Source organism: Exiguobacterium sp. s48, assembly GCF_018617395.1.
In the GTDB taxonomy this organism is placed as follows: Bacteria; Bacillota; Bacilli; order Exiguobacteriales; family Exiguobacteriaceae; genus Exiguobacterium.
The window spans coordinates 593,852-611,819 of sequence record NZ_JACSKC010000001.1 but is presented as its reverse complement, the minus strand read 5'-3'; the positions used below and the strand labels follow the sequence as shown (position 1 = coordinate 611,819).

19 protein-coding genes and 1 pseudogene are annotated in these 17,968 nt (G+C 44.8%); 3 read left to right on the top strand and 17 right to left on the bottom strand.

Translation table 11 applies throughout. The features are described from left to right. Nucleotides 1–2 precede the first annotated feature (2 nt). The 6 genes and pseudogenes from KNO66_RS03140 to KNO66_RS03115 form a co-directional block, all read right to left on the bottom strand. A pseudogene (locus KNO66_RS03140) lies at nucleotides 3–719 on the bottom strand (ABC transporter ATP-binding protein); the annotation flags it as partial. A 106-nt stretch (nucleotides 720–825) separates the two neighbouring features. After that, nucleotides 826–1,545 (bottom strand): 3D domain-containing protein, encoded by a 720-nt coding sequence (locus tag KNO66_RS03135; RefSeq protein WP_251127417.1) that lies wholly within the window; start codon nucleotides 1,543–1,545, stop codon nucleotides 826–828. Nucleotides 1,546–1,783: 238 nt separating this feature from the next. Next, complete coding sequence (locus tag KNO66_RS03130; protein WP_214740340.1) at nucleotides 1,784–2,236, bottom strand: GDYXXLXY domain-containing protein; 453 nt, start codon at nucleotides 2,234–2,236, stop codon at nucleotides 1,784–1,786. Beyond that, nucleotides 2,233–3,417 (bottom strand): DUF2157 domain-containing protein, encoded by a 1,185-nt coding sequence (locus KNO66_RS03125; protein WP_214740338.1) that lies wholly within the window; start codon nucleotides 3,415–3,417, stop codon nucleotides 2,233–2,235. Before KNO66_RS03125 ends, KNO66_RS03130 begins: the two co-directional genes overlap by 4 nt. Before the next feature lie 16 nt (nucleotides 3,418–3,433). Beyond that, on the bottom strand, nucleotides 3,434–3,634 hold the full coding sequence (locus tag KNO66_RS03120; protein ID WP_214740336.1) for a DUF2187 family protein: 201 nt from the start codon (nucleotides 3,632–3,634) through the stop codon (nucleotides 3,434–3,436). Between the two features lie 40 nt (nucleotides 3,635–3,674). Then, a complete protein-coding gene (locus KNO66_RS03115; RefSeq protein WP_251127416.1) occupies nucleotides 3,675–4,298 on the bottom strand; it encodes an NUDIX hydrolase in 624 nt (207 codons plus the stop codon). 112 nt (nucleotides 4,299–4,410) lie between these two features. On the opposite strand from KNO66_RS03115, the gene KNO66_RS03110 reads away from it, so the two are divergent. Beyond that, nucleotides 4,411–5,952 carry an FAD-dependent monooxygenase gene (locus KNO66_RS03110; RefSeq protein ID WP_214740332.1) on the top strand — a complete coding sequence of 514 codons (1,542 nt, stop codon included), beginning with the start codon at nucleotides 4,411–4,413 and terminating at the stop codon, nucleotides 5,950–5,952. 44 nt (nucleotides 5,953–5,996) lie between these two features. On the opposite strand, the gene KNO66_RS03105 is transcribed toward KNO66_RS03110, so the two are convergent. After that, nucleotides 5,997–6,254 carry a hypothetical protein gene (locus KNO66_RS03105; protein WP_214740330.1) on the bottom strand — a complete coding sequence of 86 codons (258 nt, stop codon included), beginning with the start codon at nucleotides 6,252–6,254 and terminating at the stop codon, nucleotides 5,997–5,999. Nucleotides 6,255–6,349: 95 nt separating this feature from the next. Here KNO66_RS03105 and KNO66_RS03100 point away from each other — a divergent pair, with 95 nt between their 5' ends. Next, a complete protein-coding gene (locus KNO66_RS03100) occupies nucleotides 6,350–6,637 on the top strand; it encodes a hypothetical protein (protein ID WP_214740328.1) in 288 nt (95 codons plus the stop codon). 32 nt (nucleotides 6,638–6,669) lie between these two features. Here KNO66_RS03100 and KNO66_RS03095 read toward each other — a convergent pair whose 3' ends face one another. From KNO66_RS03095 to recU, 8 genes are all read right to left on the bottom strand, one after another. Next, complete coding sequence (locus KNO66_RS03095) at nucleotides 6,670–7,245, bottom strand: nuclease-related domain-containing protein (RefSeq protein WP_214740326.1); 576 nt, start codon at nucleotides 7,243–7,245, stop codon at nucleotides 6,670–6,672. Between the two features lie 19 nt (nucleotides 7,246–7,264). Further along, nucleotides 7,265–7,561, bottom strand: a complete 297-nt coding sequence (gene gpsB / locus KNO66_RS03090; protein WP_074034598.1) for a cell division regulator GpsB — start codon at nucleotides 7,559–7,561, stop codon at nucleotides 7,265–7,267. Nucleotides 7,562–7,565: 4 nt separating this feature from the next. Beyond that, a complete protein-coding gene (locus KNO66_RS03085) occupies nucleotides 7,566–8,111 on the bottom strand; it encodes an SLOG family protein (RefSeq protein ID WP_214740324.1) in 546 nt (181 codons plus the stop codon). Next, nucleotides 8,108–9,271 (bottom strand): ribonuclease H-like domain-containing protein, encoded by a 1,164-nt coding sequence (locus KNO66_RS03080; protein WP_214740322.1) that lies wholly within the window; start codon nucleotides 9,269–9,271, stop codon nucleotides 8,108–8,110. Before KNO66_RS03080 ends, KNO66_RS03085 begins: the two co-directional genes overlap by 4 nt. Beyond that, nucleotides 9,268–11,517: a DEAD/DEAH box helicase gene (locus KNO66_RS03075; protein WP_214740320.1), complete on the bottom strand. Its 2,250-nt coding sequence runs from the start codon at nucleotides 11,515–11,517 to the stop codon at nucleotides 9,268–9,270. The genes KNO66_RS03080 and KNO66_RS03075 overlap by 4 nt, the downstream gene beginning before the upstream one ends. Before the next feature lie 17 nt (nucleotides 11,518–11,534). Beyond that, complete coding sequence (locus tag KNO66_RS03070; protein ID WP_214740318.1) at nucleotides 11,535–12,095, bottom strand: hypothetical protein; 561 nt, start codon at nucleotides 12,093–12,095, stop codon at nucleotides 11,535–11,537. Nucleotides 12,096–12,175: 80 nt separating this feature from the next. Next, nucleotides 12,176–14,797, bottom strand: a complete 2,622-nt coding sequence (locus KNO66_RS03065; protein ID WP_214740316.1) for a transglycosylase domain-containing protein — start codon at nucleotides 14,795–14,797, stop codon at nucleotides 12,176–12,178. A gap of 20 nt (nucleotides 14,798–14,817) precedes the next feature. Next, nucleotides 14,818–15,444, bottom strand: coding sequence for a Holliday junction resolvase RecU (gene recU, locus KNO66_RS03060; RefSeq protein ID WP_214740314.1), 627 nt, complete (start codon nucleotides 15,442–15,444; stop codon nucleotides 14,818–14,820). 340 nt (nucleotides 15,445–15,784) lie between these two features. Between recU and KNO66_RS03055 the strand changes: the two genes are divergently transcribed. Beyond that, nucleotides 15,785–16,636, top strand: coding sequence for a DUF3800 domain-containing protein (locus KNO66_RS03055; protein WP_214740312.1), 852 nt, complete (start codon nucleotides 15,785–15,787; stop codon nucleotides 16,634–16,636). A gap of 39 nt (nucleotides 16,637–16,675) precedes the next feature. Here KNO66_RS03055 and nth read toward each other — a convergent pair whose 3' ends face one another. Further along, nucleotides 16,676–17,335 (bottom strand): endonuclease III, encoded by a 660-nt coding sequence (nth, locus tag KNO66_RS03050; RefSeq protein ID WP_214740310.1) that lies wholly within the window; start codon nucleotides 17,333–17,335, stop codon nucleotides 16,676–16,678. Further along, nucleotides 17,335–17,919, bottom strand: a complete 585-nt coding sequence (locus KNO66_RS03045; protein ID WP_214740308.1) for a DnaD domain-containing protein — start codon at nucleotides 17,917–17,919, stop codon at nucleotides 17,335–17,337. The genes nth and KNO66_RS03045 overlap by 1 nt, the downstream gene beginning before the upstream one ends. Nucleotides 17,920–17,968: the final 49 nt, after the last annotated feature.

Here is a 17,968-nt window from a genome sequence, read left to right as displayed (position 1 = left end):
CCTCTTCCACGTTGTGTAAATTCTAAGACGAATGGATCTTCACTCGCTAATATTTCCTCTGGTGTACCGACCAACATGAGTTCGCCGTCACGCATCAATGCGATACGATCTCCAAGCTTCATTGCTTCTTGCATATCATGTGTGACAAACAAAATCGTTTTTCCGAGTTCGTCATTTAGTCGTTTAATGTCATCTTGTAATTGACCACGACTGATTGGGTCAAGTGCAGAGAACGGTTCATCCATAAGAATGACGTCGGGGTCTGCGGCCAAGGCGCGCAATACACCCACACGTTGCTGTTGACCTCCAGAAAGTTCCGAAGGTTTCTTTGAGCGCAATTTCGGATCAAGACCAGCAATTTTCATCAATTCCGTCACTCGGTCTTTTGTTCGTTCTTTTTTCCATTTCAGTAGCTCGGGTACGACAGAAATGTTTTCTTCCACCGTCAAATGCGGGAATAATGCAATCTGTTGTAAGACGTATCCGATGTTACGACGTAATTCAAAAATATTGAACTGGTAGATTTCTTTGCCATCGATTAGAATCTTGCCATCCGTATGATCGATTAAACGATTCACCATTTTCATAGTTGTGGTCTTCCCGCAACCAGATGGCCCGATTAATACAAAGATTTCTCCCTTTTCTACTGTTAAGCTTAATTCTTTAACGGCTAACGTTCCGTCCTCGTAACGTTTTGATACATCCCGAAACTCAATCAACTTAATCCCTCCTCGACTATTTCCAAAATGGAAATTCAAATAATAATTTGCCCTTTTCTCTGCTTTGTTAAACAAAAAAAGGTTCCCCATTCGGAGAACCTCATCATTAATACAACGTCACTTGAATATGTCGACGCCCCCATTGGATGGCATCTTCTTTTGAATCGACGAGTAAATCAACGATATGACCTTTGATTCGGCCACCTGTATCAAGGGCGATCGCATCGCCAAGTCCTTCGATATGGACTTTCGACCCTAATGGAATGACAGAAGGGTCAACCGCAATGATTCGCATCCCATTGTAGTAAATGGAATCAGTCACATCATGACCAGTCGCTGTCAAGACACGCCCACCATACGCCTTATTGTCAGCTATATCATTTGAATATGCTGTCGATTCGACCGTAATGACTTTCCTGTTTGTTGAGGTAGACACCGGTGTTGTCTCGACCATATTACTCGAAGAAGCTGTTGCTTGTTCTGCCGCTGCTCGTTTTGCTTCCTGACGCTCTTCTTCCGCCTTACGCTCTGCTTCAAGTTTAGCAAGTCTTGCCTGTTCGGCAGCTTCTTTCGCCTTTTCTTCCGCAAGACGTTCCGCTTCTAAGCGTTTTTCTTCAGCTAGACGTTTCTCTTCGGCAATTTTCTTTTGACGAGCGACTTCTTTCTTTCGTTCAACTTCCATCGCTTGGCGTTCCAACTCAAGTGGATTTTGTACGATTTTTTGTTCTGTCCCAATTCCGATCTGAGCAGCATCTGCCCGATCCATGAATACGAACATACCTGTCATCGCAACCACGGATAATACCATATATTTAATCAATTTCATCGTAGTAAGGTCATCACCTTTCTCGTTATGTAACGAACAGATGTTAATTTACCACGATGCAACATATTGGAGTAGCCATTTTATCGAAGTGAAACATTCCTGACATATGACGAAAAAAGTGGTTACAGATTGTAACAATTAAAAGAAACGTTGCTACACCTAGTGTTCATAAAAAAATTACAGATTCGTTACAATAAGTTGTGTAACAAACCTGTAATCTTCCTGTCATGATGATTTCTTATTTATTTGGCACCAAATCATGCATTCGAAGCATTCCCCAAGGGGCGACATCGACTTGAACGATGAACGATTTCTCCCCTTTCACCTGATCGACCTCCTCTTCAGAGACACGATAGGACCCCATTTCTTCTATATAAAGAAGTCGATCATAATAGTTTGCCCGAACCCCTCCAAAGAATGGTTTAGATTCAATCCGATCGATTTCGGCAAAACCATCTTCACCTTCTTTAAAGGTAACGTATACGGTTCCTGTATCGACCTCTCGCCGTCCATCAAACGCATCATATTCGAGATAGATGGAATCACCGAAATACGGGTCATAAGGCTCGTATGAGGTCCCTTTAAACGTATATGTCTCACCTGCCCATGAGATGGCATATACGAGGAAAACGAATAGTAAAGCAATGATCACTTGAACAGCAGGAATGATCCATTTTGAAACGTGGTTCATGTCGTCACATCCCCTCTTGTGCGATTACGCCACCATAGACCGAGTGATAACGCAAAGACAATCAATGCACCAATCAGGAAGAAGAGTGAAATATCAAGACGATCCCAAACGTAAATAAAATAGATGGTCATTTGCACGATTAGGAAATAAATAAATGCATAGATGGTTCGTTGTCTCGTCACGTCTTGACGAACAAGGTATGCGAGTGACACGACTTCAATCAGCACTGCCAGCAATACCCCTGTGTCCTCAAATAATGCGAACGGTATGACGGCGAGAAGACTCACCCAGAGAAGGTCGCTTCTGCGGTGAATCAAATATACGGCCACGAGTGCAATAGATAGAACGGTAGCCTCTACAATCGATGGTGGTCTTTGTGATAGCCATCGTTCAGTGACATTTACTAAATAACCGATTGAAAGGACGGCGGCTACAAAGAGATATGTCGCCTGCCATGTATCCCGCTTCCGGTAAAAGAGTAATAAGGCATGTAGGATTACTAGTGACCAAAGTGGCCATAGTCTTCCTTCATAGTCGACATACTGCCCAATGATATTGAGTAACCCATAAAATGTGAACCAAGCGAATATTCGATCTAGCGATTCATCGACAAAATGGAACCACACCCACGTTACGGCGAGACCAAGAATAATCAACGTCAGTCCGATTCCTTCAAAACTATTTGTGATCGCCATAAACGCCGTGATGGCAGAGATAATCGAAAAGATCATATGCTCATATATTATTCGGTGTAGTACTGCCATCGTGAAGAAAATCCAAAAGAGGATCGTCAACTGTCCTGACAGATTATACGTCGTAAAGATGACGGCCATAGTCGCAATAAAGAAGACGAACCCTAATACGCGTAACAACGTCACATAGCGAGGCGTTTTTAGTCGGACTCGTTCGGCAAAGACATAAAATCCAATCATACACGCTAAAAAAAGTCCGATTTTTAATAGATCAGGTATCACTTGCCAATTGGCTGCGACGAAACTAAACAGGCTAAGTGCCAATAAAATCGATCCCACAATAACTAAAACGGGCGGCTTGTGGTCTTGTCGATCACTAGTCGCCCGTTTTTTATGTTCGTAGTCGACTAGTTTCATCCCCGTCGCTTCGTCTAACAAACCCGCCTCTTGCCATTCACGTACTTTTTTGTCAATGGACACCTCAATCATCCCTTTCAGAAAAAGGTTAGCTGGCGCGTTCAATCAACTCTAATTCTGATTTCAGTAGAACTTGTTTTTCAAACTCGAGACCGAGTTCTTGGAATTCTTCCATGATGGATACGTCTCCAATCACAGTATTGGTCAGTACGGCGGTCACTTCTGCGACCCATCCTTCACGAGTCGACTTCACGATATCACCTACGAGGAATTCTTCAGACACACCCATTCACTTCCAATCTAAATTTGTTTCTATCATTATAACGAAATTATATCCGTTTGAATACGTTTTCTTTTACCCGTTGAATAAATTGCGTTAAAAATTTTCCAGTTAACCCCCAAATGATGTAGTCTTCATGTTCATAAAAAGGCTCTTTCATTTTAATTACCCGTTTTTTATATGCTTTAGCATTCGCTAATCGATCGAGCGGAATATTTTGATCTGGATTCATCGTCCACTCCATCTCTCCGTGAAATGGATCAATCATGAGTAGTGTAGATAGAGGCACTTTAAATATATGATCGACTTCATCCGTCTTTTGTACATTCGGGTATTCCGACAGCATTCCGACAAACGGATAAATCAATTGACGATGGGGTGTGGCTAGTGGTCGCAATTTTCCGATGACTTCAATCTGTTCTGAAGTGATTTCTAGTTCCTCGCACGTTTCTCGGACAGCGGCTTCAATCGGTGTCTCCCCTTTTTCAAGTCTTCCCCCCGGAAATGAAATCTCTCCTGGTTGCTGTCGCATCGTATGGGCACGCACTTCAAAGATGACATGCCATTCACCGTCTATTTCAATGAGCGGAATGAGCACCGCTGCCGTTTGTTCATAATCTTCCTCCATTGAAAAACTGTTTCGGATTTGATCTTCTGTAATCCATGGCTCCAAAACCTTCACTCACCTTCCATCATCGAATATCTTATACGGTTCTATACCCTACTTTTCGTTTAAGCGGTGCCAATGTCGGAAATATCAATATTAATGATAGGAGTTGATCACCGTGGACGAACAAGTAGATGTATTAATCGTCGGCGCCGGACCAACCGGCCTGACGCTCGGACTCACTTTAGCCAGATATGGCGTTTCATTTCAAATCATCGACCGTAAGACGACCCCGTCGGACAATTCCCGTGCTATCGGGATTCAACCGCGGACAATCGAGGTATTCTCTCGTTTAGATGTTGCTAAAGAAGTGCTCGAACGAGCTCGAACGATAGAACGGGGTAATCTATATTTTTCTGGTCAATGGACAGCCAAACTCGAGTTTTCAAAACTCGTCACTCCTTATCCATTCGTGACGTTACTTCGTCAAAATGAAACAGAAGACATTTTAGAACGCGCTTTACAAAAGCATGGGCATGCTGTAAAGCGTGGAGAAACACTCTCATCCATCACCCAATATCCTTCTCGGTCGATCGCTCATTTGACCGAAGCAGATGGTGCCAACCGTTCGGTCGAAGCGAAATACGTCGTTGCCGCAGATGGTGCGAATAGTTCAATCCGTCGGATGCTCGCTCTCCCGTTCAGCGGAAAGTCTTTCAAAGAAGCATGGGTGCTCGCGGATTTAAAGGCGAATTGGCCTATTTCCCGGGAAGAGGTTCATATATTCTTCTCAGACCGAGGCGTTCTAGAAGTATTCCCGCTTACGGACGAAACCATTCGAATCACAGGGAACTTAAGAACAGATGAATCGTTTGAAGAATCTGATTTGCAAGAATTAGTAGAACAGCGCAGTCACATGCCAGTTGAGATTAAGGAGGTCGAATGGTTCTCCTTGTTCCGCGTCCATAACCGCATGGTCGATTCGTTCATTCACAATCGAATCATTTTAATGGGGGATGCGGCCCATATCAATTCTCCTGTCGGTGGACAGGGGATGAACACCGGGATTGCCGATGCCTTCAACCTAGGCTGGAAGCTTTGGCTCCATTTAAAAACCGGTGCTCCCCACCATGTAGTTTCCACGTATCGGGATGAGCGCCAGCACGTAGCTCGCAATGTCTTACAAACAACAAATATTGCGACCGAAATGCTACAGACGACACTTCCCATGTTATTACCGTTCCAAGCAATCGGCGCCGATGTCTTCACACGCGTGAATCTCGTGAATCAAAAAATCACTGAACGGATTTCACAACTTCACTTATCTTATCCAAAAGGATTACGTATGCCGTTTCGTCGTGTCGCCGAAGGCAAGATTTTCCCAGAAACCGAGATTTTACGAACGGATGACGGGTTTCGGACAAAAATATCTGAAATTGCAGATGGGCGGTTTCAAGTGCTATTGCTCGATGATGGGAAACGAGATTTAACGTCCATCTATGCATACTTAAACGAGCATCAGGCGTTTATACAAACGATCACATTGTCAAAAACGAGTCGACCTTTTTTTGACCAAGGTAACGAACTTGCCAAATCGTTGTTCATGAAGCGAGGTATCCTCGTCATTCGACCAGATGGCTATTTATTGCATAAACAACATCATGTCCGTCTTAAACCATTGAAAGACAAGCTGGCCGCATGGTTCCCATCGTCTTCATGATTTTGAAATGGAGAGCTCCACCGTTCTCGGTGAAGCTCTCCATGTTATTGACCTTCTTCAACATTTACATATAAAATACCTGGTTTTGAAAGAGTTAAGTCATAGAACGCTTCAAATGCCTCGATATCTTCTAACTTTCGAAAATCGATTTTTTCAGTCTCTTCATTCGGAATGGCAACAATAATCCCTTCATCGGTCGACTTGATCATCCCTGTTTGTCCATTGTGAATGCGAATGTAGAGTACTTGTTGGTTTTCTAGAAGCGAAATAGCCTCTCTTCTCGATTGCACTGGTTTTTTCATGTGATCCCCTCTTTTCCATTTTAGTATAACGTTCGCTTCATATTGCTTTCAACTCGTGACACCATTAAACTTGTGTAAAGAAGGGGTTGAAGGCATTGGAAACAGTATTCATCATCATACTCGCCGTTCTGTTCATCATCCTAGTTACGATTCGAACGATTCGCAACTTAAAATGGGTTCGTTTCGGTGAAGCATTCGGAAAACAGGGTGAAGAACTGTTAGGTGATTATCATTACCTGACAGAGCATGGAATCAATTGTCGTGTGGAACAAGGACTCCCGACCGGCAAATTATTAAAACCGCTCGCAAAGAACTTAGATGATCGTGTTGCACTGTTCGTTCATCGTGAGGATGCGACAAAAGCGAAAGAACTCTTAAAATAGAAAGAAGGCCGAACGTATTTTCGGCCTTCTTTCTATTTATGTATTTGTCTTTCCGAGCAATAGTAAGCAATTTGTTTAACAAGTGGCTCTGTCAACGTCTCAAGATTCGTTTTACTGATGACCTGATTGACAAATTCGAAAGAATCCCCACAATTCGCCTTGACTCGCTTGAGCTTCAACTGTTCCGTTTCCGGAAAAATCAATAGAGAGTAGACAGGGATGGCTTGCCCACATTCTTTCTTCAATCGTGCCCGAACTTGTTTCGTCATTCGCTCTAACTCTGTGACAGGATGAGGATAGATATGTTTCCATCCCATCGATGTCTCCGTCCGACACTCACGATTCGTCAAATGGACAGGGGCTGAAGTTCGATTTAATTGAATCAAGAATACACCTTTCGGTCCGACAAGTACGTAATGAACGAGATCCTCGCCAAATTCGACTTGTTCAATCATCATCCAGTCAAATCGACATGTTTGTCTAATGTTATCGACAAGACGATCGGTATAGCATGTTGGTGCTTTCATCACTTCTTCTTTTATACGAAACAGTTTTTTGGTCTGTTGTTTGACCGGTTGCTTTTCCGTAGCCGATAACACTTGCAACATCGACTCCACCCCCTATTCTTTATTCGCTTGGCCCTACTTGCTTTCCAAAGACTGCTTTTTCGAGATTTGAAATACGGCGCAACATATCATAGTTTGAGGCAACCGGTTGTGCCGGTTTAGTAGGTTCAGCTACTGGCGTTGACTCTCGGCGCAACGAGTCATTCTCTTTTTGAAGACGCTCAATTTCTTTCGCCATCTTTTCATAATCACGAATGACCACATCAAGAAATTGATCCACTTCTTCTTGTGAGTAACCTCGTAGTGCAGTTTTAAATTCTTGTTTATAAATGGCTTCTGCTGTTAATTCGGTTTGCATCGTATCACTCCCATTGTTGTTCCCATTGTTTTTCTTCCTCGATGACACGTAAATCTTCTTGTGTAATGAGGAAGACCTCCATATTCGGCTTTCGCCGGGCCCCATTGACCAGAAAACGGGGACTTCCTTCCGTTTCTTCGTCATATAAGGTAATCAATCCTTCTGCTTTATCTAAAAAGAATGCCGTTTTCGCACGAAGTTGACTCGGATCTTCATATGGACGCTGTGTCAGCGGTTCAAAAAAGTCTGCTTCTAGCTGCAGTTGGACAAATATTTCTTGTTCAAACGGTTTATAGCGTTCATCCATATTCAAGAACGGTGGAAATACCGCAATTTTAATCGGATATGTTTCTCTTACCTCTAACAATACTTGTCCTGCCCACAATTCACAACCATTCGTTCCACTTAGAATAAACCATTCTGCACCTAATTCGATCAGTTCGAGAATCTTTTTCCGGTAAGCTTCCTGAATAATTTCGATTCCAGGATGATCTGCTTTGAAGATTCCGAGTTCGTGTGGACGATATCCTGTGATCGCTACTACTTTCATCGTCGCTTCCTTTCTAGACGAGCCCGTCGATGTTCTAACGCATCCTTCTCGCGTTGCATCGTTTGACGTAACACTGTCCGCTTTTGATCAAGAATCTCTAACGCTCGCTCTGTGTATTCCATCGCAAGATCTACATCTTTCTTTTTGTGCTCGGCGTATTTAGCGAGTTCGACATACCCATCTATCGAGTGAAGCGACTCAAAAAGTGGTAGCGCTTGATCGATTCGACCCGTTCGTTTTAATAACATCGCTTGCCGCATGACGGCACGTTTCGACGGACTTGGTAGTTGCTCAAATTCTTTCAGCGCTTGCTCCTGTTCACCAAGATCATGGAGCCAATGTGCCCGTTCTTCTCCAAAATCCGTGACCGGGGTCGCGACGAGTTGACAGAGGCGCGTATACAAGGAAACAAGGCTTAGACAATCCGCATGATGGTGCTCAAGGACCGGCAACAAAATTTCTGGATTCCGTTCTTTAACGTATTGGAAATAGTGCATCGGTGCCAAAAATCCAGGAAGGTCATCTGTACGACCATGCCCAAAATACGACTCGACCGCTTTTAGGGACACCGATTCAAGTCTCGGTTTTAACAATCGTCTCGCTGCGTGCAGTAAATCTACATGCCCGACAGAAGGTAACTGTTTCACCCGGGATTTGACGAACGTATGTCTCGTCTTGATTTGGGGCCAGTCAAATGACTTCCCGTTATATGTGACAAATCGTACCTCATCCCCGATATCTTGTAAGAAATAATAGTAAAAAGCCGTCTCAAACGCCGGATGAGGTAACACGTACTGAATCATTTCAAGTTGTTCCGCTTGAATTCTAGCGAACCCAATTAAAAAGATAGACGTTCCCGAACCGCGTAAACCGGTCGTTTCCGTGTCCATGAACAGGACTTGGTGAGGTTCTAAATCGACGGCGAAAAATGGATGATCCGTTTGTCCCATCATCTGTCTCGCTTCTCCGAACATGAAATCGTGATACACTTCGTCGAGCGGATATGTCTTTCGAATCCGTACGCACCATTCCCCTTCCAACGTTAAAATCTCGCCTCCATGCGCCATCCACTTTTGTTGCTCCACTTCATCAGGAGTTGCTACGTTAGTTTTTGGGGCTGTCTCGTTCGTTTTAATTAATCTAGATAGTTTTGCTTTCATATCGTTCCTTTCAAGGCTTGCAATTGACGAATGACTTGCTGTTTAAAGTCTCCATATCCAATCATTCCGACACAACGTGGGCAACCGCTCTCACACGGACAATCCGTCACCGTCTTCTCGGCTGCCTCAAGCACAACGTCCGCATCTTTATAAAGTGCCTCACTGAGACCGATGCCACCTGGATAACGGTCGTATAAATAAACGGTCGGCTTGTTCGTATGGGTCGACTTCATTTGAATCGTTGTAAATAAATCGAGCGTATCACACATGAGATAAAGCGGCGCCAACCGTCTCATTAAATCACTGACCGCTTCCAACTGGTCCTCTAAGTCTGCCTCAGAGTATGCAAACCGTTCATCCAATGTGAACCATGTTGCTGTCGTATGCAATTCTCGCTCTGGAAGATGAATCGGTCCCGAACCGATATTTTCATGTGTACCAAATTTAATTTTTTTGAACAAGGTGGCCATCGCGATGACCGAGACTTCGCCAAACGTCTTCGCCCCATCAGTCTTATTCTCTTCTAGCACTTTTAATTCGACGGCCAAATTCGCATCCGTATAGTAATCGACATCGACTCGACGAACGAACGCTTTCTTTTCTTCAAAATCGAGTTTTTCAACCTGATATTGTTCGGCTCCGTGCAAGTAAATCGCTTCGTCATGTAGCAACGTCATGGCACTGAACGTGTCCATTTCACCGATGACTTGATGTTTCGCTGTCTGATCGACGATGACGACATTTTCTTGATCACTCGTCCGGAGGGAAATATCGTGCGCCGGGAATGAGTCTGTCATCCAGTAGTATTTATCAGCTCGTTCGTGTAGTACTTGGGCATCTGTGAGGAATTCTAAAATATCCTCCGTATCGACCGTTCCGAATCGCTCTCCTTTTTGAAATGGCAATTCGAAAGCGGCGCATTTCATATGGTCGACTAAAATAATCAGGTTGTTCGGATCGAGACGCGCCGCTTCCGGCGAACGGTCTAAAATTAAATCCGGTTGTTCGACGACGAGCTGATCGAGTGAAGAGGAAGAGGCCACAAACACGACGAGTGACTCCGAATGACGTCGGCCGGCCCGACCCGCCTGTTGCCATAGCGATGCGACCGTTCCAGGATAGCCGTTGAGTACACAGGCCTGCAGTTGGCCGATATCCACACCAAGTTCTAGCGCGTTTGTCGAGACGACCGCTTTGATTTCTCCGTTACGTAATCGGCGTTCAATCTCACGTCGTTCAGAAGGAAGATAACCTCCTCGATAGCCAACAATCGATTTTGGACCTAGCTCACGCCGCGTCAGTTCTTGTAAATACGTCAACAACACTTCGACTCGTACACGTGACCTCGCGAACACAATCGTTTGAATGTTCGCCTCCACGAGTCTTGAAGCAATCCGTTTCGTCTCGAGCGTTGCACTCCGACGGATTCCGAGCGCTTCATTGACGACAGGCGGATTGTAAAAAACGAGATGTTTCTTTCCTTGTGGTGCCCCGTTTCGGTCGATTAGTACGACTTCCTCTTCGGTCAACAACTCGGCGAGTTCACGCGGATTCGCGATGGTTGCGGATGTCATAATCCATTTCGGATGACTGCCATAATAGGCACAAATTCGTTTTAACCGTCGAAATACGTTCGCCACATGACTGCCAAACACGCCACGATACGTGTGCAATTCATCGACGACGATATATTCTAAATTTTCGAATAGTCGAATCCATTTCGTATGGTGCGGTAAGATGCCTGAATGAAGCATATCCGGATTCGTGATGACAATATTTCCCGCATCGCGGACTTTTGTTCGTGCAGCGGGTGACGTGTCACCATCATACGTAAAGCATCGCAGATTCCCTTCAAGGGCCTCGACCATTTCCATCAAGTCACTGTTTTGGTCTTGCGCGAGGGCTTTTGTCGGATACAGATAGAGCGCACGAGCAGTCGGTTTCTCAATCATTCTCGACAAGACAGGTAAGTTATAACAAAGTGTCTTCCCGGACGCAGTCGGTGTTACGATGACGGTCGAATGTCCGGCTGCCGTTTGCTTTACTGCTTCAGCTTGATGCGTATACAATTGCTCGATTCCACGATTGTTAAGGACTGTCGCCAACTGTTCAGGCACTTGATCAGGGATTGGAGCATATTGGGCCGGTCTTGCATCGACCGTGTGCCAATGGCGGACGTGACTTGAAAAACCAGGGTCTTCTTTTAGTTCATTTATGATTTCTTCAACAGAACGCGATTTCCGCATCAGTTCACCTTCTTTTATTAGGAATTCGAAGGTGCAAGTTCCACTACGACTTGCTGGATGTGAGTCATCCTCTCATCTCGTACCATTCTCGATACGGCGGGCATTTTTAATATGGTCATATGTTGAAAGGTAGAGGCGACATGTTCATTCTCTTCTTCAAGACGGTTGAGTGCGTCTGAGAATAGACGCTGTGTCGAGCGTCCGAACAAGACAATGGTATGTAGCTTCGTACATTTCGAATGAACCGCTAATAGATGTTTGGCGTAGCGCTGCACCGTTTTATAATAATCCTCATCTGTCGATAACGCTTGACGGCTCCCTCGAAGGAGGTCCGGATAGTACGGTTCCTCACCTGTGAACATCGTTTCGACACCGATTCGTTTTAAATAAGAGTGTCCAATCGCCTCAGCGACAGTTTGATCCTGGATGAGACGTCCGAGTGGAATCGACTCCTTTAATAGCAGATGTGAAAGCTTTAATCCGAGATGTCCGCCCAGAGGTACGCCGAAATCGTCGTCTTGCAATCGATCAATGACAAGTAATACCTTCATCTTACGCTTTAAAGAGAGTTGAACCATGTGTCACCATCCTGTTCCCTTTCTTTTTATTATAACAAAGTCACACGAAAAACAGGGCGCACAATGTCGCCCTGTCTTCGTTAGTTGTTTCCGTTATTCGAATTGCCATTACCACGATTCGTGTCGGATGATCCATTATTCGACTGCCCGTCTATAGGAGTTCCCGTTCCTTCTCCATCAGTCGGTTGATCGGTGCCTTCATCTGTAGTACCTTCATCAGTCGCTGGCTCATCAGGATTTTGTTCGTCTGTTGTACCGTCATCGGTTCCGTTACCGTTTCCGTTTCCGTTACCATTGTTATTTTCATTCCCGTTGCCGTTGTTCTCATCCGATGGGTTATCTTCAGAATCACCATCTTCGGACGTGTTCTCTTCTTCATCCTTTGGTTCTTCTTTTGGTTCGATCGAGTAACTTGCCTGTGCCGGGGCAGACTGCTGTTCACCCGTCAATGGGTTAGTCGCCTTGGCGACGATGGTGAACGTTGTATCCCCTTCAGGTAAGTTCGAGATATCGATACTTGTTTCACCGGTCGTTCCTACAACTTTTTCTCCACCATCAGCAGAGTTCTGCGTAACCGTAAACGTGACGTCATTATAACCATCCGCCTTCACAGCATCGAAATCATATGACCATGAGACAGAACCTGCTTTTGACTCTTCATCGTAGTTGACGCTTGCGCCTGTTGGAGCGGCCAATTTCTCAGGTTGAAGATCTTTTGGCTTCGTCCCTTTGACATAAAGTTCACTTCCAAGTGACAAGACGGAGTCTGGACGTTGGAATCGATCCGGTTGTCCCGTCGCATTCGTCACTTGTTGCATCATATACTCGAAGTAGTATTGGGCATAGTTCGGTTTATTGGCAGTTTCACTAGCACCGCTGACTTTACCCGTCCAAACGGAAATCGAGTAATCTGTCGTGTAACCCGTAAACCATTTGTCCTGCTCATCGTTGGTCGTTCCGGTCTTACCTGCTACGTCCCAAGGGAATGCACCAGGTTCATACGTCCCGTTCGAACCACTCACGACGTCACGGAGCATGTCTGTCAGCATGTATGCCGTATAGTCTTCCATCGCCTGTTTCGCTTTAATTGGCGAATTGATACTCGAGCCATCGTTAAATTCAATTTTTTGAATCACGTGAGGCTTCGTATACATCCCGTTCGTACCAAAGGCAGCATACGCGGCAGCCATTTGAGTTGTGCTTGCTTCAGCGGCACCTAAGGCGTTCGCTTCCAACAATTCATCCCCAGCATACATTGGTTCGATTCCCACATTTTTTGCGAAGGATTCGATGGCGCCCTGACCAAATTCATCGCGTACTTCTTGGAAAGCACGAACCGCTGGCGTGTTCCCTGAAATCGTCAAGAAATACCGCATCGTGTTCTGACCACGATATTCCTGATAATAGTTGTTCGGTTTGTAAGACCCTTCGAGCGGTGCATCGAGTAAGATCTTCCCTGTAGACCATTGACCGTTCTCGATTCCCGGACCGTAATCAAAGATTGGTTTGGCCGTCGAACCGATTTGACGCTTCTCATTCGAGTAATCACGATACGACTTGTCACCTTGTTTTGCCTGTTGGCTATCGATGATGGCAACTATTTCACCAGTCTTCGTATTCAGCACGGTTGCACCCATACGAAGTTCGTCAGCCGGGAAACTTCCACCCGGAATGTTGACATTATCCGACTTGATATCACTGTTGAATTTAGTGTGTAACTCTTTATTGATTGACGTATAGACTTTTAATCCTGTTCCATAGATATCCGATTGTTCAAGTCCATAGTCTTCCTCAAGCTCGGCTTGGACACGTGAATAAATCGCACGTGTGAATGCTTCCTCTTCCGTCTCTTCTCCAGGCGAAATCACATCGGCAATCTCGACATCCAACGCTTCATTATATTGTTCTTCCGTGATGTGCCCATCCCGTTTCATCGCAGACAACACCTGTTCCTGACGGTAACGTGTCAATTCTTGATCACCGTTGATTGGGTCATATGCGCTCGGTCGTTGCGGAAGACCGGCGAGAATTGCGGCTTCTTGGTAATTCACTTCTGATACCGGTTTGTTGAAGTAGCGTTTTGAAGCAGTTTGCACACCATATCCACCGCTACCATAGTAGTTTTTGTTCAAGTACATCTCTAAAATCTGTTCTTTCGTATACTCACGTTCGAGTTTAAGGGCGAGCCATTGCTCCTGAAGCTTACGCTTCAATTTTTTATCTGTCGAAAGGAACGATTGTTTGACTAACTGTTGCGTGATGGTCGACCCACCTTCTGCCCCGAATCCATCAGTCAAGTTGGCAAGAACAGCGCCGCCGATACGTCGTAAATCGATTCCATTGTGTTCATAGAAACGACGGTCTTCAATCGAAACGACTGCTTGTTGCATCACTTCTGAAATATCGTCAATCGAAACGTACTCCCGTATTTGACCTGCTCCTTCGAGCGGCTCTCCTTCAGCAGAAAGCAATTGAATCGGATACGTATCCACAAGCTTTTCTTCATCAAGTTCTGGTGCTGTCGCAATCGCATACACCGTGTAGGCACCGAGCGCGATGACCGCTGCCACAAATAACATGAATCCTAATAAAAAGATGCGTTTCCACATCGGTTTCTTACTCTTCGTCTTTGGTTGTTTCCCAGTTTTTTTGCGTTTATTCGTCGTCGAATCTTGTCGACGTGCGACCCTACTTCGCTCCATTCATGGTTCACTCCTTCTATTCAATCGAGCCATTGATCAAGCACCGTCAAATAATCAATCGACGGTAAGGCTCTCGTCGGAACTTCAATCGCTTCCTGTTCGATAAAGCTGAGCGGAATCGATTTTCGTCCCGTCAAACGTTGTTCCCACCACTGCACCAGTTGCTCCGTGGTCAATACATATTGCGTATTATAGCGACTAAAACGAATGATGACAAAACAAATTCCTCCATGTCGCTCGCACTCGCGCATATGTTCAATCTGGTGTTCATGAAAATTGCCTAGCGGAAACGATGTCTTATTATTCGTTTCTTTTGCTTCAAAGTCAACGTACTTGCCGCGATACACTCCGTTATAGTCCGTCGTAGACGCCTGTTTAAAGTAAGCTTCTGTCACTTTAGCGGCACTTCGCTTCGGATAATCTACTTTGACGATTTGTAGCGGTGTCGGTTTTTTATGGATGACGGCTCGGTGATGAATACGATAAAATTCATTTGTCTCATTTAACAACGTCTCCAAGTTCATTCCGCGGTTCGCATAGGTTTCAGAATTCGATGATCGTTTAGAATTTCCTTCTCCTATAGATGTCTTTGTCGTGTTTGCTTTCTTACCGTTTGGATAATGGAACAATGTCGTCACCCCATACATACATATTAACAGGTCGGTCCACTCGTTCCTTCAGTCTCAGGTCTGATTGTCGACTTATGTCGGTCGACACTTGTGTGGATTTACCGCAACACATATCGTACCAAACTCCCGTATGTTAAACTAGTATGTAAGCGATTGTGTATCCAAATTGAAAAGCTCTCGTTATGTATGTCCCGATTGTTTTTCTATGATAATAGCACCCTTAGTGTTTATCCAAGTTAATCGATTGATAAACCTAATTGATGTCATTCGTAAAAAAGGGTGCAATAGTTGTCTAGTCAAGATACAGTGGAAATAAAATAGGTGATTTAAAAACGTTAAGCCGTTTTGGAGGGATTGGATGGAAAGTGGAAAGAAGTATGTCATGTTCGTTGACGAAACTGGGACACCTAAAGGGAATACACAGTTCAATTTGACGGGCGTCCTCATGGAATATAAGTATTCAATCGATGCGGACGAAACCGGATTACCTTGTGAACTGAAACGGAGGCTACATGCGTTTAAACGAGATGTGTTTAATACGGAGCAAATCCCTCTACATTTAAAAGAAATTTTAAAAGCAGAACATCCTTATGGAAAAGAGGATGGAATCACAATTGATATGTTACGCGATTTTTGGGATAAACTCCCTGAGTTTTTACAAGGAATCGATTGCACGATTGTCAGTGTCGAGGTGGATAAGCAAAAATTGCATGATTTCTACTCGACGCCAAAAGACCCATATGTCGTCGCCTTCGCTCACTTGATGAAGTCATTCTACGCATTTTTAGAAGAGACGGAAGCGGTCAGTGCTCGTGTCGTCCTTGAATCACGGGATGATTATCAAAACCTGTTAATCCAAAAAGCATTTTTCGATATTTTCAATTCAGGTACGGTTCACCTCGATGTCGAAAAGAGTCGCCAAAAAATTAAAGGCTTCATCTTTTCTGAGAAGCAGAACACGATGTATCAATCGGGGCTCGAAATCGCCGACCTCGTTTGTCTACCACTCTCTCGTGTCCGTCGCGGCGTGATTGAAGTGAAACCACGGTTCGTCCATTATGGGGACGAGAACCGGATCTTTAAAGCAATCAAGGACAAAATTTACATCCGTAAAGAAAGTCCAGACCAAGATTTTCGCAACTGGGGCTTCAAAAAAGTGCCGATCACAAAAAAACGTCGCGAATGGAGCGACCACCCTTGGAACCATTAATCAAAAACGCACCGACACGAATCGTGTCGATGCGTTTTTTTAAGTCGTGACTTTCTGTGACTTCATTCGTTTCTTTCCTTCTCGGCACATATGAAGTAGTGGACATGCCTCACAGCCTGGACGTTGTGCCTTACAATGATAACGTCCGAAAAAAATGAATTGATGATGAAGTTGAGACCATTCCTCGCGTGGAAACTTTTTCATCAACGTATCCTCGACTTGACGGACATTGTCTTTCCAGCGACAGATGCCGAGACGTTTCGATACTCGCTCTACATGGGTGTCAACCGCAAACGCAGGTTCATGAAATGCGACAGATAGGACGACATTGGCCGTTTTACGACCGACCCCAGGAAGCGCCTCAAGTGAAGCCCGATCGGTCGGTACAATCCCTCCGTGTTCGTTGACGATTTTTTCAGAGAGTGCTTTTACATTCTTCGCCTTGTTTCGATAAAGACCTATTCGTTTAATCAATGACTCAATCTCAGACACATCAGCCGCGGCCATCGACTCGACCGTCGGAAACGCTTCAAACAAACCCGGCGTCACCTTGTTGACGAGTGCATCCGTCGCTTGTGCGGAGAGCGCGACGGCGACCACCAATTCGAATGGATTTTGATGCGTCAACTCACAATGAGCATCCGGAAACATTTGCTTCATCGTATCTGACACTTCCTGTAATTGTGCTCTCGTCAACATCACTTATTCCTCCGTTGATATTCTACGACATCCTCGAGCGATTCGACATGGTGGTCTTGCCAAACACGCAGGATTTTGTCCATGTATTTGAAGTTTCGCACGTTTCTAAGTTTCGCTTCCCGAAGCGCGGCCATGATGAGTTCCTCACTGAAGCCATCTTCTGTCATCCACCCTACGATTTGTTCGATTTCGAACGGGGTAATGGTTCCAAATTCACGTTCGAACGTATGAATGATATTTTCACTTAGCGTCTGCTGCGGCGCTGATTTTTCTTCTCCTTGTAACGCCTTGAAAAGAGGCAAAAGGCTGTATCGCTCGCCCGCAGTGGACGCGTCAATCGCAATCAATTCCTTTTGCAATAGACCGAGTAACACAGATCGCGCCTCATTCTCCGAGATGTTCAATCGTTTCCCTAATTCACTTGGGAGCGGCATGACAATCCCTTCTCCGGTCATTTCAAGAAGATGAACGATGAGACTGAATTCGACGGGTGATAAATCAAGTCGTCTTGCATCAGTAAACAATTTTCGCGGAATGACGACCGGACTTTGCTCGAATAATTGAATTAATTGATGTGCATCCATGTCGCACTTCCTTTCTAAGACACATCAATCGGGGAGGACATAATGTCTT